This window comes from Myceligenerans crystallogenes (genome assembly GCF_039529775.1).
Taxonomy (GTDB): domain Bacteria; phylum Actinomycetota; class Actinomycetes; order Actinomycetales; family Cellulomonadaceae; genus Myceligenerans; species Myceligenerans crystallogenes.
This window is the reverse complement of the sequence record NZ_BAAANL010000002.1, coordinates 59,011-82,540: the sequence shown is the minus strand read 5'-3', so window position 1 is coordinate 82,540 and position 23,530 is coordinate 59,011. Positions and strand designations below refer to the sequence as shown.

The following is a 23,530-nucleotide window of genomic DNA, read 5'->3' as shown; positions in this document are numbered from 1 at the left end:
GGCGACGGGCTCACGCTCGGCGACGGCGACGGGCTCGGCGACGGGCTCACGCTCGGCGACGGCGACGGGCTCGGCGACGGGCTCACGCTCGGCGACGGCGTCGGCGTCGGTGACGGGCTGACCCGCTCGGCGACCTCGAAGGTCTGGGCCGGATCGGTGAGATCCTCGTGCTCGGCGACGACCTCGTCGGCCAGGCCGAGCTCCTCGAAGACGACCAGCGACTGACCCGCGTACGCGGCGACGTCGTCGGCCACGAGAGTGAACGTGACCTCGACCGTGCCGGAGGACTCGGCCGGCGTGAACGTCCTGCTCGCGACGATGCCGGTGCTCGTGCCCCCGGACGTCATGACGGTGCCCGAGAGCACGTACTCGGTCCCGGCGGTCAGGCCCGCGTACGAGACCGTGTCCACGAGGTCACCACCGGTCAGCGGCATGACCTTGTCGTCGGTGCCGGCCACCGCGACGCTGGTCGCGATCTCCGGAACGAGCGGGAGCTCCGCGACGGTGAACGTCTGCGCCGGGTCGGTCAGGTCCTCGTGGTCGGCGACGAGCTCGCCGCCGAGCGTCAGCTCCTCGAACACCACCAGCGCATCGCCCGCGTGCGCGGCGGCGTCGTCGGCCGTGAACGTGAAGACCACGTCCACGGTGCCGGACGACGCCTCGGGCGTGAACGTGGTGCCGGCCGTGACGCCCGTGCTCGTCCCGTCGCCCGCCATCACGGTGCCGGACACGACGTACTCCGCGCCGGCGGTCAGGCCGGAGTAGGAGACCGTGTCGGTGACCGTGCCGCCGGTCGCGGGCAGGACGTCGTCCGGTGATCCGGCGACCGCCACGCTCGTCGTGATCGACGGCGCGGGCCCGGCCAGATCGCAGAGCAGCTCCCCGCCGAAGGTGTGGTGGTGGATCTCGCCGCCGCCGCTCGTGGTGACGCCGGAGGCCAGCCACTGGCCGTTCGTCGTGATGCCGGACGAGAAGTTGATGTCGGCCTCCGGCGCCCAGAGCGCACCCATCTCCAGGCCGTCGACGGTGACCGGACCGGTGACCTCCGACAGGTCGAGCAGGATGAAGCGCGCGTAGTCCTGCTCGGCGGAGCTCGCGGACGACCAGCCCTCGAAGTTGACCCGGCTGATCGTGGTGGTGCCCGCCGGGACGCGGATGACCAGCGGCGCCTCGGCCGTGGGCACGTAGCCGCCGGCCCGGTCCATCTTGATCGTGGCGCCCGCGACGTCGGCGTAGTCGATGACGTTCGGCATCGTCGTGGAGAAACCCTCGGCGTAGACGAGGCCGCCCTCGGCGGTGATCGTCACCGCGTTCGAGAGCTGCGGGTTGCCGTACATGGACGACAGGCAGGCGTTCGTCTGCGCGACCTGCGCCTCGAGGTCCGGGAGGTACGCGGCGACCGAGCTCTGTGCCGTCTGGATGTCGGACATCGTGAAGGTGTCGTACGGCAGGGGCTTGAGGTCGAGGAACCCGCCCGAGGTGTTGGTGACCCGCGGGAAGTCGCCGCCCGCGTTGTTCCCCACGCCGCCGCCGCGGACCTGCGCCGTGAACCCCGTGGTGTCGGTGAGCTTCGCGATCGCGTTCGCCTCGGGGCTCGACGAGCTGATCGTCCCCGAGTCGTCGCGGTTGGCGAGGTCGAACGAGCCGGTGCCGGTGAAACTCCCGGCGAGAATGCGCACCGGGTCGCCGTCGATCACGGGCACCGTGTAATCGGCCATCCCGGCCGCCTGGTGAATCACCGGATAGCCATTGACATTGTCCGACGAAAGGGTGCCGAAGACCGCGACGGACCCTTCCAGCTCACCGTTCGCCAGGTGCGCGTCACCGGTCGAGACGATCGTGAACCCGGCGTTCGCGTCGAACGGGTTGTAGGTGGTGATCGCGGCCTGCGCGGGCGCGATCCCCGACATGGCAACCAGCCCCAGCGTCCCGGCGATCGCCGCGCCCCGGGCGCGACGAATAAGGCGATGTGTCCTCACGGTGCCCCCTGCTCGTGAATGGATGCTCCAGCGGCTCAGCGCGCCGGAACATCTCCGTCAAGGGACCGTAACCCCGTTTGAGATCCTTCGAAACAGGAAAACGTGCGAGTGGTACAAATGAGAGCACGAAGCGGAAATGAGCGGCAATAGCCGATCACCGAGACCGAGCGTGCCGTCGATCTCGACGCCGCGTCGACCTGGATCCCGGAGTGCCGTCAGGCGAGGCGTGGCCCCCGATCGGCGGAGGGGTGGGAGGTAGTGTGCCGCAGCATGACAGCGAACCTGGACGCCGCGTTCGGACTTCGTGGCCAACCAGCTGACGTGGTGGCGCGAGCCGTCTCGACCGCACTCGGAATGACGCTGCGACAGCGCGACAGCTCGTACATCGGGCTGTACTGGAGTGCCGATGCCGACGGGCGACATGTCCAGGTCACGGATGCGACGGACCCCGACGGGGAGTACTTCCTGGACGAGCTGTTCGGTTTCGACGTCGCCGTCCGGCTCTACGGCCCGTTCCCGCGCACGGTGCCCGACGACGTGAGCGCGGCGCTGCCGGCCGCGCGGATGCTCCTCTGCGAGTGGACCGAGGAGTCACCCCGCGGCTAACCGGCGATCAGGCCCGCAGGAGGATGTGCCTCACGATGCCGGAGAACTCTGCCTCTGGCGTGACCGAACAGCGGGGCCGTCCGTGCCGCCAGCAGGCCGTCGGCCGAAGTGGCCGCACCCCGCTGCTCGGGTGATCGCGTCCCTTGTGGTCCTGCGGCATCGTCAGACGGTCGATCACGCTCAGGGTGCCGGGCCCATCGGGCGCGGCAGGGGTTTTGGCGGTGCGGCTTCTGCAGGAACGACGAAACCGCCGTGACCACCAGGTCACGACGGTTTCAGATGTGTCCGAGAGGGGACTTGAACCCCTACGCCCTAATACGGGCACTAGCACCTCAAGCTAGCGCGTCTACCAATTCCGCCACCCGGACAGGGTGCCGCCCCGTGCCTTGTGGCTCCGAGCCGGTGCGTGGAAAAACATAGCACGAAGCGAGCCCCGATCTCGCATCGATAAGGATGTGACCTGCGCCGCTCGCACCATGGCCGCCGCGCCCCTCAACCCTGCTCCCTGCTCCCTGCTCCCTGCTCCCTGCTCCCTGCTCCCACACTGCCGACACAACGCCGCTGCAGTCGGCCCGAAGTCGATCGAGGTCGGTCGGAAGTCGAGAAGTCGGCCGCCCGGGCGGCCGACCGCACGGACAACAAACCGACCGCTCGACAAACTGCCGACCGCATCCCAGCCGGCAGCCCCTCGCCATGCGAGCGTCTCCGTCGCGGATGACGATGGACGGGTGCCACGGGTCGTGCACACGGCCCGCAAGACGCGAGAGAGGACCCCGCCATGTCCCCGAAGCTGCCCCGCTACACCGTCCCGTCCCTCACGCCCGAGCAGGGTGCCGAGGTCGCGGGGATCCTGCAGGAGCGGCTGCACGCGCTCAACGACCTGCACCTGACGCTGAAGCACGTGCACTGGAACGTCGTCGGGCCGCACTTCATCGGCGTGCACGAGATGCTGGACCCGCAGGTCGACGCCGTGCGGCAGATGGTCGACCAGATCGCGGAGCGCATCGCGACCCTGGGATCCGTCCCGATCGGCACGCCCGGCGCCCTGGTGGCCGCCCGCACCTGGGAGGACTACGAGCTCGGGCGCGCCCCCGCGATCAAGCACCTGGGGGCGCTGGACGACATCTACGACTCGGTCGTCCGGTTCCACCGCGAGGCCGCCGACAAGACCGCGGGCCTCGACGACGTGACGAACGATCTGCTCATCGGCCATCTGCACGAGCTGGAGCAGTTCCAGTGGTTCGTGCGCGCCCATCTGGAGTCGGCCACGGGAGCGCTCACGGACTGAGGGTCCGGCGCCAGAGTCCACCGCACCGGCCGCGTGATCCGCCGGGCCGGGGCGGATCACGCGGCGGCCGCCAGCCCTGCCCGGGGGGGTCTCGCGGAGGCCGCCAGCCCTGTCCGGAGCGGATCACGCGGAAGCCGTCAGCCCCGCCCGCGCCGCGGCCGCCTGGTCAGCAGCGGGTCGCGCCCGCGCGGCCGCTCCACGGGGTGGATCGTGCCGAGCGCCCGGTTCAGCGCCGCCGGCGTCGCGCCCGGCTTCTCGCCGGTCCGGAGCGCGTGGTTCACCTGCTCCGCGGCCACGTGCAGCGGCACGCCCACCGAGCGGGCGGCGTCGTGCAGCACCTGCTCGGCGGCGTCGTCGTCGATCCCGCGGACCACCGCGACCACCCCCTTCGCCTGCTCGACGACCGCCCGCGAGACAAACGCCTGCGACACCACCCAGGCGGCACGGCGCTCGAGGGCCTGCTTCTGGACCGGCGTGATGTCGACGACGTACCCGACCACCTCCGGGCCGCCCGCCGGGACGCCCCGCCGCCCCTGACCGACCACGATGAGCGACCGGGTGGTGCCGTCCTTGCGCACGATGCGGTGCCCGCAGGCGAAGGAACGCCCGGCGCGCAGCGCCTCGCCGACGGCGCGGACGGTGCGCACGCGGTCGTCGGGATGCTTGCGCGAGCGGAGCACCTGCAGGCCCGGCTCCACCTCGCGCCGGTCCCAGCCGTGCATGGCGTAGAGCTCGTCGGACCACCACCAGTGGCCGGAGGAGAGCTCGACGCGGTAGCGGCCGACGAGCAGGCTGGTGCCGACGCCGAGCGCGTCGGTCAGGTCGGCCAGGGACAGCGGCGGGTGCGTGCCGTGCGGGTCACCGTTCACGGGTGCCTCGGGCGACTGCCGGACAGAGATGGACATGCGAACCTCCCAGATCCGTCGTGGACCTGGAGCCGCTTCCTGACTCCGTGGCGTCCCAGTATAGGGCACCGGGTGAAAAATGGACACCCTACCGGGCCATCAAACTGCTCGCGGGGCGCCCCCTGCCGGGCCCGCTACCGCGAATCGGTCAGACCTCGCCCCGCAGCTCCTGACGCTCCGCCCGGCTCGGGTCCTCGAGGAACGCGTCGATCGCCTCGGGAGTCGGGAACACCGTGTTCCCGGGCTGCGAGACCAGGCTCACCAGCACCCCGGCGAGATCCCGCACGGCGATGTTCGAGCGGTTCGACGCCTCCCGCAGCAGCGCGAAGGCCTCCAGCTCCTCGACGCCGTGGACGACCATCAGCACGCCCTTGGCCTGCTCGATCACCGCCCGCCGTTCCGCCGACGCCTGGATCGACGCCGTCGCGTCCCGTTCGGCGGCCTTGCGGTGCGAGTCGGTCACGTCGATGAAGTAGCCCACCAGCTCCGTCACCTGGCCGGTGTCCGGGTCGCGCCGCCCCTGACCCGTGACGGCGAGGGTGCGCGTCCGCCCCCGGGCGTCGCGGATGCGGTGCACCGAGCTGAACGTCTGGCCGGTCTCCGCGGCCCGCCGGAGCACGCCGTCGAACCGCGCCCGGTCCTCAGGATGCTTGTGGGAGAGCATGAGCGGCGTCGTCGGCACGATCTCGCCGGGTGCGAACCCGTGCATCAGGTAGACCTCGTCCGACCAGGCCCATTGACCCGTGGCGAGATCGAGGCGGTACCGGCCGACCGGCGGCCTCGTCCCGCCGTCGAGCACCGCCTCCACCTCGCCCTCGAGCAGGTCCTGGACCTCACCGGCACGGGCCCGCGCCTCCGCGGCCTCCCCGGCCTCCCCGTCGACGGCAGGACCGCCCGTGGTCTGCGCTGAGGTCACGATTGCCTCCTGGGGTGAAAAGCTCCGATGGTCCGATCGCTGGCCCGAAGATTACGGCACCCACCTTGCGACGAGCGTATCCGAGCCCGGCGTGCCCTCCGCGTCCGCGACGACGACGCACCGGGAGTTCCGGCGACCGCACCGGCCGCCGGAACCGCCCGCTGACCCAACGGGCTGCGTCAGCCGGCTACGTCAACCGACCGCGCAAGCCGCCGGATCAGAATCGCGCGCCCACGTCCGCGCCGTCGGCCGGTCGCAGGAACGCCGACGACGGGATGGCGCCGCCGGAGGTCCGTGCGCCGGTGATCGCGGACCGGTCGGTCGAGACTAGGTCCCACGTCCCGCCGAGGTCCCACGAGTTGCCGCTGCCACCCGAACCCGCGCCGAGCGCGACGGGGGTCTCGTTCGCCACGGCGAGGTTCCGGGTCAGCGTGCTGGTGGAATCGGCGAGGTCGAAACCCGTGCGGCCGTTGCGCCACGCCGTGCCGCGCTCCACGAGCAGCGAGCCCGGGTTCCCGTTGTCGGTGAAACCGTGCGCCGAGTTGTCCCAGGCCATGGAGTTGCGCGTGACGTGGTCCGCCGCGGGGTCGGGGTCGCCGCCGCCCAGCTTGAACCCGTTGCCGTCGCCGGTGTAGCCGGGGATGTCCCAGCGGTTGTAGCCGTTGCCCCACGCCAGGCTCGACTCGGTCAGCACGGGCGAGGTGAACTCCCAGAGGTCGAGGCCGTCGTCGGAGTTGTTCCAGAGCCGCGCGCCGCGGATCACGTTGCCCGCGCCGGACCCCTCCTTGATCGCGACGCCGTCCGCGCTCTCGCCGTTCTTGCGCGGGTCCCGGTTGCCCGAGGAGTCCAGGTCCAGGATCTGGTTGCCGCTCGACGCGCCCTGCAGGTGCAGGCCGCTCTCGTAGTTGTCGCGGGTGACGAGCCGGTCGTAGACGCCGTGGTTCGTGTCCACGCCGAAGACGCCGTACGGCCCGTGGACGATCTCCAGCCCGGCCACGCGCCAGTGGTCGCCCTCGACGTGCACCGCGCCGCGCGCGGCACGCGGGATGCTGCTGCCGACGGCGCCCGGCGTGTACGGCATGTTCTCGCCGTCGATCACGACGCGCTCGCCCGCGTAGGCGGTCAGGGTGTACGGCCGGCCGGCGGTGCCGTCCTTGACGAGCTGGATGTTGCCGGCGGGCGCGTACGTGCCGCCGCGCACGTGGATCGTCGTGCCCGGCGTGGCCCGGTCGACGGCGGCCTGGATCGTGCGCAGCGGGGCCGCGAGGGTGCCGGCGGCCGCGTCGTCGCCGGTCGTGGCGACGTAGAGGGCCGACGACGCCGCCTCGGTGGTGGTCACCTCGAGGTGGTCGACGTTCGGGAGCCCGGCCGACGTCGTCGGGCTGAGGCGGATCACGTTCGCGCCCGCGACCACGGGGACGGTCGCCGTGGCCGGCGTCCATCCGGTCCACGTGCCGGTGCCCGCGAACGCGAGCGACGTGACGCGGGCGCCGTTGACGAGCAGGTCCGCGGGACGGCCCGCGGTGCCGCCGTTCGCGTACCGGACCGTGATCGTCGCGGTCCCCGCGGCGGGCGCGGAGACGGAGAACCGGGCGGCGGAGCCGACGGCGTTCGCGGCGTTGCAGAAGCCGGTGCCGGTGTAGCCGGCGTGGTTCGCGTCGATGGTGCCCGCGCAGGTGGCCGGGGCGGTCTCGGCCTCGTGGCGGACGGTCGCGGCGGTGGCGCCGGGTGGTACGAGCGCCACCATGCCGGCGGCGAGAGCGGCGCAGAGCAGGGCGGATCGGATCTTCATCAGGGTCTCCGGAGGACGTGGGGCCGGCTGGGCGACAGTGCACAGGGCGCGCGTCGCCGCCCGGCGCGAGAGAGCCCGCGCCGGACGGAAAGCGTTATCCAACGGTCGAGAGACTAGCGAGGCCCGAAATGCGGCGTCAAGAGCCCGTCGGCCGGTCCCGCACCCGCCGCCTCACCGCGACAGCGCCCGGTAGGACCGCACGGCCAGCGGCAGGAACACCGCGACCAGCACCGCGGGCCACAGGACCGCCAGGAGCACGGCGTGGTCGGCGAGCACCCCGCCCGAGATCCCCGACGGGTTCCCGAAGAGCTCGCGGCACGCGGCCGCCGTGGCGGACAGCGGGTTCCACTGCGCGACGAACCCGAGCCAGGCCGGCATGGACTCCGGCGCGACGAACGCGTTCGACAGGAACCCGACGGGCCACACCAGCACCTGGACGGCGGTCACGCCGCCCTCGCCGCGGAACGCGAGCCCGAGGAACACCCCCACCACCAGCATCGCGAACCGGAACCACAGCAGCAGCCCGACGGCGAGCAGCGCCCCGGCGATCCCGCCCGTCGCCCGCCAGCCGATGAGCAGGCCGCCGGCCAGCAGCACCGCCAGTTCCACGGCGGAGTTCAGCAGGTCCGCGCCGGCCCGCCCGAGCGGCACGGCCGCGGCGCTGATCGGCAGGGACCGGAACCTGTCGGTGACACCCTTCCTGGAGTCGTTCGCGACGGCGGTCATCGTCGCCTCGATGCCGAACATCATCGACAGCGCGAACACGCCGGGCAGCAGGTACGGCAGGTAGTCCCCGCCGCCGGGGAGCGCGATCGACCCGCCGAGCAGGTAGCCGAACATCAGCACGAGCATGACCGAGAACAGGATCCCGAAGATCGGGCCCCACGGTTCGCGCTGCCAGTGCCTGAGGTCGCGCAGGGTGATGATCCAGCCCTCGCGCAGGGTCGCGGCGATCGCCGTCATCGGAGTCCTCCCGTGGTCGGTGCGGCCGGCGCCGGGCCGGCCGGCGCGGGGTCCGCGGCCTCCGGCTGCGCCCCGGTGAGGTGCAGGAACACCTCGTCCAGCGTCGGCCGGCGCAGGACGAGGTCGTCGACGACGACGCCGGTGCCGTCGAACGCGTCCAGCGCGTGCACGACGGCGGTGATCGCGGCCGCGCCGCCGTCCGGACCCGCCTCGACGACGACCTGCCGCAGCCCCGGGTCCGCGGCGCCGCCGAGGCGCGCCGCGAGCCGGTCCAGGTCGACGCCCGGCGGCACGGTGACGATCACCCGGTCGCCGCCCAGGCGGCGCTTCAGCTCGGAGGGCGTGCCCTCGGCCACGACGCCGCCGTGGTCCATCACCGTGACCCGGTCCGCGAGCTGGTCCGCCTCGTCGAGGTACTGGGTGGTCAGCAGCACCGTGGTGCCCTCGGCCACGACCTGCCGCACCATGCCCCAGACCTCGTTCCGGGCGCGGGGGTCCAGCCCCGTCGTCGGCTCGTCGAGGAACAGCAGCGCGGGCCGGCGGATCAGGCCCGCGGCGATGTCGAGGCGGCGGCGCATGCCGCCGGAGAACGCCGAGACCTTCCGGCCGGCCGCGTCGGTCAGCCGGAACGCGGCGAGCAGCTCGTCGGCGCGCTCCCGGGCCGCCGCCCTGGTCAGCCCGTGCAGGCGCCCGAACATCACGAGGTTCTCGGCCCCGAACAGCACCTCGTCGAGCGCGGTGCGCTGCCCGACCAGGCCGATCGCCGCCCGCACGGCCCGGGGGTCCGTCCGCACGTCGTGGCCCGCGACGCGCGCCTCGCCCGCGTCGCACCGGGTGAGCGTCGCGAACGTCGCCACGGCCGTGGTCTTGCCGGCCCCGTTCGGGCCGAGCAGGGCATGGACGGACCCGGCCGCCACCTCCAGGTCGAAGCCGTCCAGGGCGACCGTGTCGCCGTATCTCTTGCGCAGGCCCCGGGCGACCAGGGGTGGTGCCGACGGGGGCGCCGTCGCGCGTGCGGGCATGTCCGACTCCTCTTTATCGTACGCAGTACGGCTTTGAACACGCCCACCGTACCATCTATTCCGTACGCCGTACGATGAAGTTATCGTGGTCGCCATGGCACACCAGCCCGACCCCGTCCTGCGCCTGTTGTGGCGGCACGGCCTCGACGACGACAGGACCGGCCCGCGCCGCGGCCGCAGGCAGAGCCTGTCCGTGGACGACGTCGTCGACGCCGCGATCAAGGTCGCGGACCGCGACAGCCTCGACGCGCTCACCATGCGCGGCCTGGCGGGCGAGCTCGGGATCGGCGCGATGAGCGTCTACACCTACGTGCCCGGCCGCGACGAGCTCCTCGCGCTGATGGCCGACCAGGCGCTCGGCCGCCGGACCCTCCCGCCGATGCCCGACGACGTCCGCGAGCGCCTCGCGCTCGTCGCCCGCACCCACTACGAGACATGCAGCGAGCACCCGTGGCTGCTGGACGCGATGGTGCTGCAGAACGGGATCGGGCCGGGGGCGTCCGACCTGTACGAGTGGCAGCTGTCGGCCGTCGAGGGCATCGGGCTGACCGACCTGGAGATGGATCAGGCGGTGGCGGTGCTCGCCGGCTTCGCGGGCAACATCGCGCGGTCGCAGGTGCGGATGCGGGCGGCGGAGCGCGCGTCGGGGATGTCGGAGGCCGAGTGGTGGGAGGCGAACGCACCGGAGCTCGGGCGGCTGACGGCGGGGCGCCGGTACCCGCTCGCGGACCGGGTGGGGCAGGCCGCGGGGCAGGCCTACCAGGCGTCGGCGGATCCGGCGGCGGAGCTGGAGTTCGGCCTGGCCCGCATCATCGACGGGATCGTGACGTACACGGAAGGCAGGCCACGGGGATGATCATCAGGCGTTCGACCGCCCGGGTGCGGGACGGGATGATGACGGAGTTCCGGGAGTTCATCGCGGCGGGGACGGCGGAGTTCCGGGAGCTGGACGGGTTCCTCGGCGACGAGATCGTCGTCGGGCCCGGCACGCTGACCTACGTGAGCCGCTGGCGCGACGAGGCGGCCCTGGCGGCGTACGCGGGTCCGGGCTGGCGGACGGAACCGGTGGTCCGGGCCGACGAGGACCGCTACCTGACCCAGCCCCTGCGGGTGACGCACGAGTTCCCCTGACCCCGGCCGGCGGCCGGCCGTGATCCGCCGCGTCCGGGGGTCCGGATCCGCGGCGGATCGTGGCCGGTCGCAGGCGGGTCAGCCGGCCAGGACCTCGCGGAGCTTCGCGGCGAACTCCTCGGGCTTGCCCGCGGGCTGGCCGTACTCGCCGCCCATGAACCCGTTGTGGCTGCCGGGGAAGACGGCGAGCGGCAGGCCGAGGCGCGCGGCGGCGGCCGCGGCGGAGCGGCCGGGCATCTCCTGGGCGGACTCCTCGCCCTGGGCCAGGATCACCCGGCCGGAGGCGGCGGCCGCGCGGAGGGCGTCGTCGTCGGGCACGAAGCGCGGTGTGGCGCGCATGCCGACGCCGAGCAGGGGGTCGTCGCGCGAGCCGTCGTCCTGCGCCGGGAGGCCGAACTGCGCCGGGTCGGGGGCGGGGCGGTCGAGGTAGTCGGCCGGGAGCTCGCCCTGGTGCATCACCAGCGCGATGAACTTGGCCATGCCCGCGCCGAGGCCCTTGGCCTGGTAGGTGTCGGCGACGTCGGCCATCGCGGCGATCATGAGGTCCCGGTCCGGGAGGTAGTGCGCGACGGGCGGCTCGTGCGCCACGAGCGTGCGGACCTCGCCGGGGTGCTCGCTGATCCAGGCCAGCGCGTTGAGGGCGCCGCCGCTGGTCGCGAACACGTCGACGGGGCCGGTGTGGCCGGTGATCCCGGCCGACGCCGCGACGACCCGCCGGATGTCCGCCACGTGGGTGGCGGGCGTGGCCGGCGCGGTGCCGGGGTGCACGGTGCTGCGCTCGCTGCGCGGGTCGTAGGTGACCAGGGTGCGCCCGGGGAGCCGGGCCGCGAGCGAGGTGAATCCCTCGGCGCCCTGCGGCGAGCCGACGAGCACGAGCGGCGTCGGGTCGCCGGTGCCGTCGCCGGGGCGGACGTCGTACACGAGGGTGGCGCCGGGCGCCTCGAGGGTGGCTGTCTGCTTGGTGGTCATGCCGCGCTCCTCTGCGAGTAGGTCAGGTGGGTCACTTCGGGGGTGTGCCGGGCGGAGACCAGGCGCAGGCTCGACGGCGGGACGCCGTCGAACACCCGCTCCCCCGCTCCGAGGGTGAACGGCACGACGTGGAGGCGCAGTTCGTCGACGACGCCAAGCGCCAGGTACTGGTTGAGCACCGCCACGCCGCCCGCGATCGACACGTTGCGGTCCCCGGCGGCCTCGCGGGCCCGGGCGAGCGCGGCCTCGGACCCGTCGGTGACGAAGTGGAAGGTCGTGCCGCCGTCCATCTCCAGCGGCTCGCGCGGGTGATGCGTCAGGACGAACACGGGCCCGTGGTACGGCGGCTCGGGGCCCCACCAGCCCTTCCAGTCCAGGTCCCACTCACCGCGGCCCGGCGTGAACATGTTGCGTCCCATCACGAACGCCCCGGCGTCCACGATCGCGTCGACCTCGGCCTTGTGAGCGTCCCCGTGCTCGAACATCCACGGGTGCAGCCGCTCCCCCACGGGGTCCCCCGCGCCGTCGAACCCGAACGGGTCCTCACGTCCTTGCCGTAGCCCGGTCCCGTACAGGTCGAGCGTCACGCTCATGTCTGCTGTCACGTTTCCCATGTGAGGTCCGACGACGCCGGGGCGGAAGAATCATCGGCCGCCTTTTCCCGGGCCAGGATCTCGCGGAACTGGCTCAGCGCCGTGCGGTGGGAGGCCAGGCCGTAGTCGAGGGTGGCGCGCTGGTACGCGGCCACGTCGCGGTACTCCTCGGGCACGTCGTCGACGCCGAACCGGGCGCCCAGCGCCTCGAGCTGGGCCAGGTCCGTCTCGATCCGCCCGACGACCCGGCGGAGCACGCCGGTGCGCTCGCCCGGGTCGAGCAGCCCGAGGAAGAAGAGCCGGGAGAGGGCGGCGGTCTCCACGTCCCCCTTGAGGTCGCCGGTCATCCACTCCCGGAAGGCCGCCCGGCCGTCGTCGGTCACCCGGTACGCCTTGCGGCCGCGCGCGCCGGAGGACGTCTCGGCGACCTCGATGCGCCCGTCCCGGAGCAGCCCGTCCAGGGCGCGCTTGATGCTGCCCGAGCTCGCGCTGTAGAAGAGCGAGACCCCGGCCTCGAAGGACTTGACCAGGTCGTACAGGCTCTGCGGGGCGATCAGCAGGAGGCCGAGGATCACGTGCGCCATCCGGCGAGTTTAATCCTTGACTCTCAGAGACAGGTCTCGTAGACATGTCTCTGAGATATGTACGACGACGCCGAGAAACCCCGAGGCCCCTCATGACGCGCCGCACCCCCGAGACCACCCTCCGCACCGCCCTCGACCGCCTCACCGCCCGCCGCGGCGGCCTGCCCGCACCCCAGGTGCTGGTCAGGGCGCCCGGGTGGGAGTTCACCTACGGCGACCAGGACCAGCGCTACCACTCCGCCAGCGTCGGCAAGCTGATGACCGCCACCCTCGTGGCGATCCTCGCCGAGCGGGGCCGGCTCGCCCTGGACGCCCCGATCGGCACGCTGCTGCCGGCCTCCGACGTCGCCGGCCTGCCGGCCGCGCCCGGGGCCGACGCCGCCCGCGACGTCACGGCCGACCACCTGCTGACCAGCACCAGCGGCCTGCCCGACTACTTCGAGCCGCCCCGCGGCCACGGCACCGGGTGCTCGATCAGGACCGCGCCGCTGGACCCGGACCGGTACTGGCCGCCGTCGGACATCCTCGGCGAGGTGCGCCGCCTGCCCGCCGTGGGGCGCCCCGGGGCGAGGTTTCACTACGCCGACACCAACTACGTGCTGCTCGGCCGCATCGTCGAGGAGGCCACCGGCACCACGTTCGGGCAGGCCCTGCGCGAGCACGTCCTCGAGCCCGCCGGCATGACCACCAGCTCGACCCCCTACTCCGACGCCCGCACCCCCGCCGACGTCGCGGACCTGGACGTCGCCCCCGCCTGGATCGGCCGGCACGACCTGCGCCACGCCCTCTGCCTCAGCCTCGACTTCGCGGGCGGCAACATCGTGCAGGCCCCCGCCGACCTGGTGCGCTTCCAGGAGGCACTGCACGGCGGCCGGCTGATCGGCGCCGAGAGCCTGGCCCACCTGACGCGGCCCCGCCACCGCGTCCGGCAGGGCATCTGGTACGGCGCGGGGAGCATGACGCTCCGCTTCGGCGAGTTCGCGCCGTTCAGCCGCCTGCCGCGGCCCGTGGGCCACCTCGGCGTCTGGGCGACCCACATGTTCTACTACCCGGACGCCCGCGCCCACGTCGTGCTGAACTTCCATTCCACCCGCGAGATGTCGCGCAGCTTCCTGACGCACCTGCGGATCGCGCGGATCCTCACGGATAAGTCCTGACGCCCGCGGCAACGGTCGTGTCAACCGTTTACAGCGATGCGGACCGGCCCGCCGGTGTGGTCTCCTGCCCACTGTGAACGACGACGACCGCTGCCCGTGCCTCTCGGGCGACACCTACGGTGCGTGCTGCGCCCGTTACCACCGCGGACTGCCCGACGGCGTGCACGCCCCGACCGCGGAGGCCCTGATGCGCTCGCGGTACTCGGCCTTCGCCGTCGGCGACGCGGCCTACCTGTGGGAGACCTGGCACCCTGCCACCCGTCCCGGCGAGCTGGACCTGGACGACGACGCCATCGTGTGGCGCCGGCTCGACATCCTCCGCACCGAGAAGGGCGGGCCGTTCGACGACACCGGCGTGGTCGAGTTCGAGGCCCGCTACCGGTCGGGCGACGAGCGCGGCCTGCTCCACGAGATCAGTGACTTCACCCGGGAGGCGGGCCGCTGGTACTACGTCAGCGGCAAGTGACCTCCCGCCGGGCGGCCGTGATCCGTCGCGCCGGCGAGCCCGGGAACACGGCAGATCACGGCCGCCTGTCAAGCCCCTTATCACGTCCTGGGCACCCCGCCCGGTGGCCTACGCTCGAAGCATGGCTACCTTCGCCGCCGTTACCCGCACGCATGTCCTCGCCGCGATCACCGAGCACGACGACCGGGGCGCCGCCGTGTTCCTCGGTGCGTACGGCTTCACCCCCACCCCCGGCATCACCCTGAGCCACGACGGCAGGACGTACGACGCCAAGGCGATCCTCGCCGTCGCCCACCGCCACGCCACCGGCCGTGCCGCGCTCCCCGAGGAGCTCGCCGACGGCAAGGTCGCCGTCGGCACCCTGCTCGGCAGGCGCGGCTTCGAGGTCAGCGGCGCGGCGAAGCCGGCCGCCGCGGGGGCGGGTTCCGGGACGACGACGCGCCGCGCCGCGAAGGCCGCCGCGCCCCGCCCGGCCACCACGCGCCGCGCGGCCGTGGAGGAGAAGCCCGAGATCATCTGCCCGACCTGCTTCATGGCGCTGCCCGGCTCGGGGATCTGCGACACCTGCGGATAAAGCCTGGGAGCCCGCGGTTACCCTCGGTCCATGCCCCGCGCCATCCGCCCGTTCACCGACGCCGATTGGCCCGCCGTCTGGCCGATCGTCGAGGACGTCTGCCGTGAGGGCGAGACCTACGCCTACCCGGTCGACATCGACGAGGCCACCGCCCGCGCCTACTGGATCGAGTCCCCGCCGGGCCGGACCGTCGTCCTGGAGGACGACGGCACGATCCTCGGCACCGCCAAGATGGGCCCCAACCGGCCCGGGCACGGCGACCACGTCGGCACGGCGTCGTTCATGATCTCCGGCGCCGCGCGCGGCCGCGGTGCCGGGCGCGCGCTGGGCGAGCACGTCATCGCCTGGCACCGCGAGCAGGGCTTCCGCGGGATCCAGTTCAACGCCGTCGTCGAGTCCAACACCGTCGCGGTCCGCCTCTGGCAGTCCCTGGGCTTCACGATCATCGGCACGGTCCCGGAGGCCTTCCGCTCACCCGCCCACGGCCTGGTCGGCCTGCACGTGATGTACCAGCGACTGGCCTGACCGCCCGGCTCCCGGGCCCGTCAGGAGGGTGGCGCCGTCGACCCGCGGACGACCAGTTCCGTCGGGTGCAGGACCGGCGCGGGCATCCTGCCCGCCATGACCTCGGCGAGCGCCGCGACCGCCGCGCGGCCCTTGGCCGGCACGTCCTGGCGGACCGTGGTCAGCGGGGGGTCGAGGGTCTCGGCCAGGGGGTCGTCGTCGAACCCCACCACCGAGAGGTCCCCGGGGACGGACAGGCCGCGGGCCGCCGCCGCCCGGTACACGCCGGGTACGAACACGTCGGCGAAGCAGATGATCGCCGTGACGTCGTGATCCAGCAGGTCGAGCGCGATCTCGTGGACGAGTGACGGCGAGCGCGGCCCGCCGGCCGGGGCGGCGCGCTTCGCGGCGAGCGGTGCAACGCGGACCTCGGTCAGGACGCCCGGGCCGTCGTCGTCGGCCGCGGCGTCGATCGCCTCACGCCAGCCGGCCATCCGCTCGGCCATCGGGTAGTTCGGCAGCATCGTCGTCAGGTCGCCGGACGGCCCGGGCCGCCCGCCGTCCTGCACGCCGATGATGCCGATCCGCCGGTGGCCCAGGTCGACCAGGTGCTGCGCGACGGCGCGCGCGCCGCCGCGGTCGTCGATGTTGACCGATGCCGCTCCCGGGTAGGCGGTCTCGTCGATGGTGACCATCGGGATCTTGCGCCTGGCCAGCCATTCCAGCCCGCCCGACCGCGGGTCGCACGAGTACACGAGAACGGCGTCGACGGCGACGTCGCGCGCGGGGACGAAGCCGCCGCCCGGCGGCGGGGTCAGCAGGGTGAGGGCGAGGCCGCGTGCGGCGAGGTCGTCCGCGACCGATGCCAGCAGCTGGACCGAGCTGGTCTCGGTGAAGGACTCGCTGACCCGCCCGTTGATGAGCATGCCGACCGAGCCGGTCCGGCCCCGGGCCAGGGCACGTGCGGCCGGGTCGGGGCCGGAGTAACCGAGGTCCGCCGCCGCCGCGAGGATCCGCTCGCGCAGGTCCGCCGACAACTGGTCCGGACGTGAGAACGCGTTGGACACGGTCATGCGGCTCACGCCGACCTTGTCCGCGATCGACTGCAGGGTCACCTTGGCCATCAGGGACACAGTACGTCCCGGCAGGGAATCAGCCCCGGGACGGCGGCGGCGCGCCCCGGTTCACCAGGCGTCCCGGGGCCGCGGCGCACACTGCGGCCGCGCCGGCTCACGCGGTTCGATCTTCTCGGCGACCTTGCGCAGTGCGGCGGCCGCCTGCTCGCGGACCACCGCCGCCCGGCGCCCCTTCTCCTGGTGCGGCACGACCGGTGCGTCGGGCCGCGCGCTGTTCACGTGCCTCTCGACGGCCTGGATCGCGTGGTGCGACATGCTCGGTTCGTGGTTCATCGCTTCCCTCCCGAGTGGGCGAGCGCTCGTCCCCGAACGCCTCTGTACCGGTACAGTACCGGGACGTTTCTGTACCGGTCAAGTGAGGAGTGCCATCTCGATCAGCGGTGCCGCCGCGGGCCCGGCCGGTGGCAGACTTGCGGGACCGTTGCCCCGATCGAATGGCAGAACCCGTGGACCTCGACATCCGGCCGGTCTCGGCATCCGAGTACGACGCGCTCGGCGCACTGACCGCCCAGGCCTACCTGCAGGGTGGCCTGCTCGACTTCGGCGAGCAGGACCCGTACCTGCCGAAGCTGCGCGACGTCGCGCGGCGCGCCGCGACCGCGGAGGTGCTCGTCGCCGTCGGCGATCCCCTCCCCGGGGACGACGACGAGGCCGGCGAGCGCGCCCCCGGGCCGCGGCTCCTCGGTGGCATCACGTTCGTTCCCGGGCCCGGCCCGATGGCGGACATGGCCCGGGACGGCGAGGCCGAGATCCGCACCCTGGCGGTCGCGCCCGAGGCCCGCGGACGCGGCGTCGGCGAGGCCCTGACCCGCGCCTGCCTCGACCGCGCCCGCGCCGCGGGATTCCGGAACGTCGTCCTGTGCAGCCAGACCCGGATGCACGCCGCCCACCGCCTCTACCGGCGCCTCGGCTTCACCCGCGTCCCGGACCGCGACTGGAGCCCGGCCGAAAAGCTCGACACGCAGCTCCTGGCCTACACCCTGGATCTCACCGGCGGGCAGAACTGACACGCGAGCCCGCCGTCCGCGCGACCTGCGCGCGACGGCGGGCTCTCGTGCCACCTGCCCGGGAGGGCAGTTCCTGGGTCACCTCGCGGTGCAGGTGACCGACGGGGCCGACGGCGTCCCGGAGCCGACGAAGCCGAAGGCCGAGCGGCTGGTCGCGCCCGCTGCGATCGCGCCGTTCCAGGACACGTTCGTGGCGGTCACCGCCGAGCCCGAGGTCGTCACGCTGGCGTTCCACGCCTGGGCGATCGTCTGGCCGCCCGCCAGGGTCCAGGTGAGCGTCCAGCCCGAGATCGCGCGCGGGCCAGCGGTCACGTCGACATCGGCCTGGTAGCCCGAGCCCCAGCTGTTGACGACGCGGATCGTGGCCGAGCAGGCGCCCGCGGAGCCGGTGGGCGACGGGCCGGTCGTCGGCGTGGCGGTGGGCGTGGGACTCGGGCTCGTCGTCGGCGTCGCGGTCGGGGTGGGCGTGGCCGACGGCGTGGCCCCGGGCTGGTCGAGGCCGAAGAACTCGATCGCCAGCTGGGCCTGGCCGCTCTGGGGCAGCACGTGGCCGGCCCCGGCGACGCGGATCGACTCCACCTGCACGCGGCCGCTCGCGTCCGCGAACCGCGCCCGGTGCCAGCCGGACCGCGGCTGGTCGGACGACGCCGGCGTCTGGCTCAGCCCGAACACGTTCGTCCACTGCTCCATCTCCTCGTTCAGGAGCTGGAACGGGATGAGCGAGTCCTGGTCGCCGTGCCAGAGCTGCACCCGGGGCCGCGTGCCCGCGTACGAGTACGCCGCGCGGACGGCGTCGCCCCACTGCTGCGGGGTCTGGTCCTTGCGCCCGTTGACGCACTGGCTCGTGCCGGGCGCGTAGTCGGCCTCGTTCAGGAAGCAGGTGAAGGGCACGCCCATGAACACCGCGCCCGCCCGGAACAGGTCCGGGTAGAGGGCGAGCATCGTGTTCGTCATCATCCCGCCGGACGAGCTGCCGGTGACGTAGACGCGGTTCCGGTCGCCGCCGTACTGCTGGAGCGCGTGGTTCACCATCGACGCGATCGAGGCGGGGTCGCTCCCGCCGCCGCGGCGCTTGGCGGCGTCCGACCAGACGTCGAAGCAGTTGCTCATCGCCGTCTGCTTCGTCGCGGTCGGGTAGATCACGATGTAGCCGTACCGGTCCGCCAGCCGCGAGAACTCCGAGCCGGAGTGGAACCCCGGCCCCGACCCGCCGCAGCCGTGCATCGCCACGAGGACGGGCGGGCTCGCCGGGCGGGCATCCGGGACGTACACGTGCATCCGGAGGTTCCCGGGGTTCTCACCGAAGTTCGTCACCTCCTGCAGCGACGCGGCGGTCGCCGCGGGCGCGACGCCGATCCCCGTGGCTCCGAGCAGCAATCCACCGAGGACCGCCGCGAGCAGTCTCCTGGTGCTGGTTCTGGTCATGGGTGCAACCCTTCACGTCGTCGGGCGGTCACGTGCGCCGCCATCATTCGGCAGTCTCGTGACGGTCGTCAACGACATGCGACGAACCTATGCGATTAGCTAGGCTCACGGTCTCATGACCGACTCCCCGGTACGCCCCCAGACCCTCGTCCTCGCCTTCCTCGGCGACCGCCTGCTCGGCCGCGACCTGCGGGTCGCCACCGGCAGCCTGCTGGACGTGCTGGCCCGGGTGGGCGTGACCGAGCACGCCGCACGGTCGGCGCTGACCCGCATGACGGCCCAGGGCCTGCTGGACCGGGAACGCCGCGGCAAGCAGGTGTACCTGGGACTCACGCCGCGCAGCCGGGAGATCCTGGACGACGGCGAGCGCCGCATCTGGCGCGACGGCGTCGTCAACGACGAGCCGGACGCCGCCTGGACCCTCCTCGGCTTCACGATCCCCGAGTCCCACCGCGCCCAGCGCCACCTGCTGCGCTCCCGCCTGCTGTGGGCCGGGTTCGGGCTGCTGCAGGGCGGGCTGTGGATCTCCCCCGCCGACGTCGACGTCCCGGCCCTGCTGGACGGCATCGATTCCGCCGGGCAGATCCGGGCCTTCCGCGCCCGGACGCTGGATCCCACCGACGTCGCGGACCTGGTCGCGGGCGCGTGGGACCTGGACGCCCTGGCGGGCGGCTACCGCCGGTTCACCGAGCGCTGGTCGGCGGCGCCGGGCCCGCGGGACGACGCGCTGGCGCGCCAGCTCCTGCTGACCGCCGGGTGGCTGACGCTCATCAGGCAGGACCCGCGCCTGCCCGCCCGGTACCTTCCCGCGGACTGGCCCGCCGCGGGCGCGCAGGAACTCTTCCGCCGGCTCCACGCGGAGCTCGACCCCCGGGCGGAACGGCTCGCCCGGGAGGTGCTCGACGTGGCCGGCCCCGCCTCCTAGAGATCCAGGTCCGAGCGCCGGAACTTCTCCCGGAGGAAGCGGCCGTGGTCGTCCATCGCGTCCAGGGCGCGGGAGTACACCGCGTCCCGGATCCGGCCCGATTCCGCCGCGAGCAGGTCGAGCTGCCCCGCCAGCTCCCGCTGCGGGCTCGTCCCGCCCCGCACCTCGGCCCGCACGCGCCGGGGCAGGTCCAGGTACCGGCGCAGCGAGGTCGGCAGGTAGTCCCCCACGATCGACTCGACCGTGTGCATCTGGTCCGGCGCGCCCGCGAGCTCGCCCCAGCGGGCGACGATCTCGTCCAGCGCGGCGAGCAGCAGGTCGGCGCGCGGCCGCAGCTCCGGCTCCAGCCGGGCGGCGGCGCGCCGGATCCGGGCGATCCCCCGCTCCAGCTCCTCGGCCGACGCCCCCGCGCCCAGCGTGACCACCAGCGGCGGCTCGCCCGGCGCGACGAGCGCGCCGACCGCGTACGCGCCGGCCACCACCGCGGGCCAGAACTCCCCCAGCCCGACGGTCAGCTGCGCGGCCACCGCGGCGACGCCCAGCCCCAGGCCCGCGAGGTTCTTCCGCGAGCCCAGGTACCGGGCGGGCCCCGAGTCCAGGAAGTTACTGGTAGCCACGGATCTCCTGGAAGGCTCCGGCGAGATCGCCGTTCGTCGCGTCGAACACCTGGCCGCCGGTGAGCTCGGCGACGTGGGTCAGCTCCTCCACGTCGCCCTCCCCGAACAGCACCACGAACACCGGGATGTCCCGCTGCGCGGCCCCGAGCCCCGCGTACCAGGCCTCGAAGGCCGCCGCGTCCGAGCCGTCCGTGTTCTCGCCGTCGGACATCAGCACGACCGACACGAACGTGTCGGGCCGCTCGGCGCGCTGCTGCGCGGCCAGCTCGTACCCGTCGCGCAGCGAGTCGTAGATCGCGGTGCCGCCCGACGGGTAGAGCCCGTCGGTCGTGCCGCGGATCTGCTCCAGCGCGGCGGTCTTGTCGTCCTCGGGCACGTCGACGACGACGGGCGCGCCCGGCAGGTCGTTGAACGGCAGCAGCGTGATCCGCTCCCGCTCCCGGAACTGCGTGAACACCCCCGTCGTGGACGTGTCCGCCCCCGACAGGCCCGCGAGCGCCGACTTCAGCGACTCGATGCGGTCCCCGTCCATGGACCCGGACGTGTCCAGCACGAACACCGCCTGGCTGGGCGCCCGGACGGACTCCAGGTAGGTGGAGATCAGCGTGTTGGTGACGTCGATCGTGTTGGGGAACGGCGTCTCGAACAGCACGCCCTCGCCGAACTCGCCGCCGGCGTCGACCCCGGGCACGGCGGGCCGCCGGTGCACCTCGCGCGCGATCCGCTCCTGCACCTCGGGCGTGGTGAGCCAGGCGGTCAGCGCGTCGAACTTCTCCTGCTTGCCGCTCGCGCTCGCGAGCAGCGTCAGCGGGTAGTCGGAGGTGACGACGCCGTCGGACGGCGTGACGATCGTGACCGGCTCGCCGCCGAGCTCCAGGCCCATGAGCACGGACTCGTAGTTGATCAGGCCGTCGACGGCGTCGGGCTCGGCGACCACCTTCTCGGCGAGCCAGCCGGACGACCCGGCCGTCAGCTTCTGCGCGGAGAAGAAGTCGGTCAGCTCCGGGGTGACCTTCTCGATGTCCTCCTCCTGCAGGGCCGTGCCCGTCCCGGACAGCGCGGTCGCCACGGCGACCAGGGCGCTGAAGCCGGAGTTCGACGCCGCGGGGTTCGTCATCCCGTAGGTGAACTCGCCGTCGGCGGCGGCCTCGGCGACCTCGGCCCAGGTGGGCGGCTCCTCGTCCCAGCCGAGCCCCGCGGCGACGTCGGCCCGCAGCCCGAGCACGACCGGGGAGCTCATGATCCTGACGCTCTCGCCCGTCCTGGCATCCGCCTCGGGCAGCAGCGACAGGTAGCGGTTGTTGGGGAACCAGACGGCGTCGTACCCCTCGTCGGCGCCGCCGGCGGCGACGCGCTCGGTGCCCTCCAGGGTGCCGGTGTAGTGGAACGCGACCTTGACCCCGGTCGCCTCGGCGGCGTCGGCGAGGATCGGGCCCATGTCCTCGACCTCGCTGCCCGCCAGGACGCGGATCGTGTCGGGGTCGTCCGGCAGGACGCCGTCGTCGCCCGGCGTCGCGCACGCCCCGAGGAGCCCGGCGGTCGTCGCGGCGACGGCCGCGAGCGCGACCGTCCTGCGTCGCACGAGCGGCGCCCTCATGGCTGCTCCTGCGGCCTGCTGCGCTCCAGGTGGGACTGCGCCTCGGCGAGGCGCTGCTGCAGGGCGGTCACGGTCTGTCCCATCGTCTCGACGGCCTGGGCCTTGTACCCGTCGACGGCGTCGATGGTCTCGTAGATGTTCGTGAACGCCGTCTCCAGCGACTGGAGGCTGACGCTCGGGTTCGTGGCCTGCTCCGCCACGCGCGCGGAGTTCTGCTTCAGCATCTCCGAGGTCGCCACGATGATGTTCGACGTCGTCGCGCTGAGCGCGTCGATCTGGTCGAGCACGAGCTTCTGGTTGGCCAGCGCCTGGGAGACGATGACGGCGGTGCGCAGCGCGGAGACCGTGGTCGTCGTGGCGCGTTCGACGCCCTTGACCAGCTCGGCGTTGTTCTTGCGGACGACGTCGAGGGCCAGATAGCCCTGGGCGGAGACCGCGAGCTGCGTGAGCAGGTCCTGGTGCTTCTGGCGCACCTCGAAGAGCAGGTCGGAGGTGAAGGCGTCGGCCTTGGCCGGGTCGACGGCGCGGATCCGCTCGATCTCGCCGGCGAGCGCCGTGTCGAGGGCCGCGGTGAGGGTCGCGTACTCCTGGAGCTTGGTCATCGTCTGCCAGAGGCGGGCCTTCTCGCCCTCGACGGCGGCGTTGTCCTTGAGCAGGGTGTCCTGGCCGTTCTGCAGGGCGCGGATGATCTTGTCGAGCTGGCCCTGGGCGGAGACGTAGCGGGCGAAGTAGCTCTGCAGCTGCTTGCGGAACGGGACCAGGTCGCGCAGGAACCTGCCGAGGCCACCCTCTTCCGCCTTGGCCGGGTCGAGTTCCTCGACCGTGAGCCGCAGCTCCACGAGGGACTTCGCGACCAGGCGCTGCGGGTCGCTCTCGGCGCCCTTGCCCTGGGCCGCCTGGAGCGCCGCGACCGGGCGCTCCAGCATGCGGCTGGAGACCTGCGCGGCGGCGCGGATGTCGTCGCGGCCCATGGCGGCGACGTCCTTGAGCTTCGCCTGGAAGGCCGGGTCCTTCGGGTCCAGGCTCGTCAGGCCGCCGACGAACGCGCCGGCCCGCTCGGCCAGTTCCGTGCGGCGGGCGGCCTCCAGCGGGACGACGGCGCCCGCCTGCTCCGGCTCGACCGGCGCGACGGCGGCCGGGGGCTCCAGGACCAGCGGGGACGGGCCCGCGGCGGCCGGCGGCACCCCGTCGGGAGCGGCCTGCGTCCCGGACGGGCGCGGCTCGGGCGCCGAGAGATCGAGCATGTCGTTCAAGGTCGTCCTCCGGGGGTGCGGCGGGGATGCGAGGTGGGGACTCTGATCTGCGAGCCGGTGGCGGGCCGGCCCTCGGGCGGGCCCGCGAGACGGCCGCCGCGCCGGTTCGGACCGGCCGGCG

The 23,530-nt window shown here is 73.3% G+C and carries 25 protein-coding genes and 1 tRNA gene; 10 read left to right on the top strand and 16 right to left on the bottom strand.

Annotated features, from left to right (window positions below; all coding sequences use genetic code 11):
- Positions 1-1,979: VaFE repeat-containing surface-anchored protein (locus tag ABD208_RS05070; RefSeq protein WP_344100198.1), on the bottom strand; the 1,979-nt coding region annotated here is incomplete at its 3' end.
- 270 nt (positions 1,980-2,249) lie between these two features.
- On the opposite strand from ABD208_RS05070, the gene ABD208_RS05065 reads away from it, so the two are divergent.
- Entirely contained in the window at positions 2,250-2,585 is a 336-nt protein-coding gene (locus tag ABD208_RS05065; protein ID WP_344100196.1) for a hypothetical protein, read from the top strand.
- 282 nt (positions 2,586-2,867) lie between these two features.
- On the opposite strand, the gene ABD208_RS05060 is transcribed toward ABD208_RS05065, so the two are convergent.
- Positions 2,868-2,953: transfer RNA gene (locus tag ABD208_RS05060), tRNA-Leu, on the bottom strand.
- Between the two features lie 410 nt (positions 2,954-3,363).
- Here ABD208_RS05060 and ABD208_RS05055 point away from each other — a divergent pair.
- Positions 3,364-3,873 carry a Dps family protein gene (locus tag ABD208_RS05055; RefSeq protein WP_344100194.1) on the top strand — a complete coding sequence of 170 codons (510 nt, stop codon included), beginning with the start codon at positions 3,364-3,366 and terminating at the stop codon, positions 3,871-3,873.
- Between the two features lie 137 nt (positions 3,874-4,010).
- On the opposite strand, the gene ABD208_RS05050 is transcribed toward ABD208_RS05055, so the two are convergent.
- The 5 genes from ABD208_RS05050 to ABD208_RS05030 all read right to left on the bottom strand — a co-directional run bounded on the left by ABD208_RS05050 (position 4,011) and on the right by ABD208_RS05030 (position 9,471).
- Positions 4,011-4,778: a PAS and ANTAR domain-containing protein gene (locus tag ABD208_RS05050; RefSeq protein ID WP_344100192.1), complete on the bottom strand. Its 768-nt coding sequence runs from the start codon at positions 4,776-4,778 to the stop codon at positions 4,011-4,013.
- A 148-nt stretch (positions 4,779-4,926) separates the two neighbouring features.
- Positions 4,927-5,694 (bottom strand): PAS and ANTAR domain-containing protein, encoded by a 768-nt coding sequence (locus ABD208_RS05045; RefSeq protein WP_344100190.1) that lies wholly within the window; start codon positions 5,692-5,694, stop codon positions 4,927-4,929.
- Between the two features lie 217 nt (positions 5,695-5,911).
- Positions 5,912-7,486, bottom strand: a complete 1,575-nt coding sequence (locus tag ABD208_RS05040; protein ID WP_344100188.1) for a right-handed parallel beta-helix repeat-containing protein — start codon at positions 7,484-7,486, stop codon at positions 5,912-5,914.
- 171 nt (positions 7,487-7,657) lie between these two features.
- Complete coding sequence (locus ABD208_RS05035) at positions 7,658-8,449, bottom strand: ABC transporter permease (protein WP_344100186.1); 792 nt, start codon at positions 8,447-8,449, stop codon at positions 7,658-7,660.
- A complete protein-coding gene (locus tag ABD208_RS05030) occupies positions 8,446-9,471 on the bottom strand; it encodes an ATP-binding cassette domain-containing protein (RefSeq protein ID WP_344100184.1) in 1,026 nt (341 codons plus the stop codon). Before ABD208_RS05030 ends, ABD208_RS05035 begins: the two co-directional genes overlap by 4 nt.
- A 94-nt stretch (positions 9,472-9,565) precedes the next feature.
- Between ABD208_RS05030 and ABD208_RS05025 the strand changes: the two genes are divergently transcribed.
- Positions 9,566-10,327 carry a TetR/AcrR family transcriptional regulator gene (locus ABD208_RS05025; protein ID WP_344100182.1) on the top strand — a complete coding sequence of 254 codons (762 nt, stop codon included), beginning with the start codon at positions 9,566-9,568 and terminating at the stop codon, positions 10,325-10,327.
- Positions 10,324-10,602 carry an antibiotic biosynthesis monooxygenase gene (locus tag ABD208_RS05020; RefSeq protein WP_344100180.1) on the top strand — a complete coding sequence of 93 codons (279 nt, stop codon included), beginning with the start codon at positions 10,324-10,326 and terminating at the stop codon, positions 10,600-10,602. Before ABD208_RS05025 ends, ABD208_RS05020 begins: the two co-directional genes overlap by 4 nt.
- A 78-nt stretch (positions 10,603-10,680) precedes the next feature.
- Here ABD208_RS05020 and ABD208_RS05015 read toward each other — a convergent pair whose 3' ends face one another.
- Genes ABD208_RS05015 through ABD208_RS05005 form a run of 3 tightly spaced genes read right to left on the bottom strand, consistent with a single transcriptional unit; the run spans position 10,681 to position 12,748 of the window.
- Positions 10,681-11,571 (bottom strand): alpha/beta fold hydrolase, encoded by an 891-nt coding sequence (locus tag ABD208_RS05015; protein WP_344100178.1) that lies wholly within the window; start codon positions 11,569-11,571, stop codon positions 10,681-10,683.
- Positions 11,568-12,185, bottom strand: a complete 618-nt coding sequence (locus tag ABD208_RS05010; RefSeq protein ID WP_344100176.1) for a dihydrofolate reductase family protein — start codon at positions 12,183-12,185, stop codon at positions 11,568-11,570. The genes ABD208_RS05015 and ABD208_RS05010 overlap by 4 nt, the downstream gene beginning before the upstream one ends.
- A complete protein-coding gene (locus ABD208_RS05005) occupies positions 12,173-12,748 on the bottom strand; it encodes a PadR family transcriptional regulator (protein WP_344100174.1) in 576 nt (191 codons plus the stop codon). Before ABD208_RS05005 ends, ABD208_RS05010 begins: the two co-directional genes overlap by 13 nt.
- Positions 12,749-12,840: 92 nt before the next feature.
- Between ABD208_RS05005 and ABD208_RS05000 the strand changes: the two genes are divergently transcribed.
- The 4 genes from ABD208_RS05000 to ABD208_RS04985 all read left to right on the top strand — a co-directional run bounded on the left by ABD208_RS05000 (position 12,841) and on the right by ABD208_RS04985 (position 15,470).
- Positions 12,841-13,905: a serine hydrolase domain-containing protein gene (locus ABD208_RS05000; protein WP_344100172.1), complete on the top strand. Its 1,065-nt coding sequence runs from the start codon at positions 12,841-12,843 to the stop codon at positions 13,903-13,905.
- A gap of 73 nt (positions 13,906-13,978) precedes the next feature.
- Positions 13,979-14,371 (top strand): YchJ family protein, encoded by a 393-nt coding sequence (locus ABD208_RS04995; protein WP_344100171.1) that lies wholly within the window; start codon positions 13,979-13,981, stop codon positions 14,369-14,371.
- Between the two features lie 121 nt (positions 14,372-14,492).
- On the top strand, positions 14,493-14,945 hold the full coding sequence (locus ABD208_RS04990; protein ID WP_344100169.1) for a ScoMcrA-related endonuclease: 453 nt from the start codon (positions 14,493-14,495) through the stop codon (positions 14,943-14,945).
- A gap of 30 nt (positions 14,946-14,975) precedes the next feature.
- The gene (locus ABD208_RS04985) at positions 14,976-15,470 is read left to right on the top strand and encodes a GNAT family N-acetyltransferase (protein ID WP_344100167.1); all 495 of its coding nucleotides are present in this window, start codon (positions 14,976-14,978) and stop codon (positions 15,468-15,470) included.
- Positions 15,471-15,490: 20 nt separating this feature from the next.
- Here the strand turns inward: ABD208_RS04985 and ABD208_RS04980 are convergent, their stop codons facing one another.
- Together ABD208_RS04980 and ABD208_RS04975 are read right to left on the bottom strand one after the other, a co-directional pair.
- Positions 15,491-16,573, bottom strand: coding sequence for a LacI family DNA-binding transcriptional regulator (locus ABD208_RS04980; RefSeq protein ID WP_344100165.1), 1,083 nt, complete (start codon positions 16,571-16,573; stop codon positions 15,491-15,493).
- Between the two features lie 60 nt (positions 16,574-16,633).
- On the bottom strand, positions 16,634-16,858 hold the full coding sequence (locus ABD208_RS04975) for a hypothetical protein (RefSeq protein WP_344100163.1): 225 nt from the start codon (positions 16,856-16,858) through the stop codon (positions 16,634-16,636).
- A 161-nt stretch (positions 16,859-17,019) separates the two neighbouring features.
- On the opposite strand from ABD208_RS04975, the gene ABD208_RS04970 reads away from it, so the two are divergent.
- Positions 17,020-17,592, top strand: coding sequence for a GNAT family N-acetyltransferase (locus tag ABD208_RS04970; protein WP_344100161.1), 573 nt, complete (start codon positions 17,020-17,022; stop codon positions 17,590-17,592).
- Positions 17,593-17,670: 78 nt separating this feature from the next.
- Here the strand turns inward: ABD208_RS04970 and ABD208_RS04965 are convergent, their stop codons facing one another.
- Complete coding sequence (locus ABD208_RS04965) at positions 17,671-19,017, bottom strand: extracellular catalytic domain type 1 short-chain-length polyhydroxyalkanoate depolymerase (protein ID WP_344100160.1); 1,347 nt, start codon at positions 19,015-19,017, stop codon at positions 17,671-17,673.
- Between the two features lie 115 nt (positions 19,018-19,132).
- Here ABD208_RS04965 and ABD208_RS04960 point away from each other — a divergent pair, with 115 nt between their 5' ends.
- Entirely contained in the window at positions 19,133-19,942 is an 810-nt protein-coding gene (locus ABD208_RS04960; protein WP_344100158.1) for a PaaX family transcriptional regulator, read from the top strand.
- On the opposite strand, the gene ABD208_RS04955 is transcribed toward ABD208_RS04960, so the two are convergent.
- The 3 genes from ABD208_RS04955 to ABD208_RS04945 are packed head-to-tail and all read right to left on the bottom strand — an operon-like array spanning position 19,939 to position 23,400.
- Complete coding sequence (locus ABD208_RS04955) at positions 19,939-20,559, bottom strand: hypothetical protein (protein ID WP_344100156.1); 621 nt, start codon at positions 20,557-20,559, stop codon at positions 19,939-19,941. The two genes, ABD208_RS04960 and ABD208_RS04955, sit on opposite strands and share 4 nt — an antisense overlap.
- A complete protein-coding gene (locus ABD208_RS04950) occupies positions 20,546-22,156 on the bottom strand; it encodes an extracellular solute-binding protein (RefSeq protein WP_344100154.1) in 1,611 nt (536 codons plus the stop codon). Before ABD208_RS04950 ends, ABD208_RS04955 begins: the two co-directional genes overlap by 14 nt.
- The gene (locus tag ABD208_RS04945) at positions 22,153-23,400 is read right to left on the bottom strand and encodes a toxic anion resistance protein (RefSeq protein ID WP_344100152.1); all 1,248 of its coding nucleotides are present in this window, start codon (positions 23,398-23,400) and stop codon (positions 22,153-22,155) included. Before ABD208_RS04945 ends, ABD208_RS04950 begins: the two co-directional genes overlap by 4 nt.
- Positions 23,401-23,530: the final 130 nt, after the last annotated feature.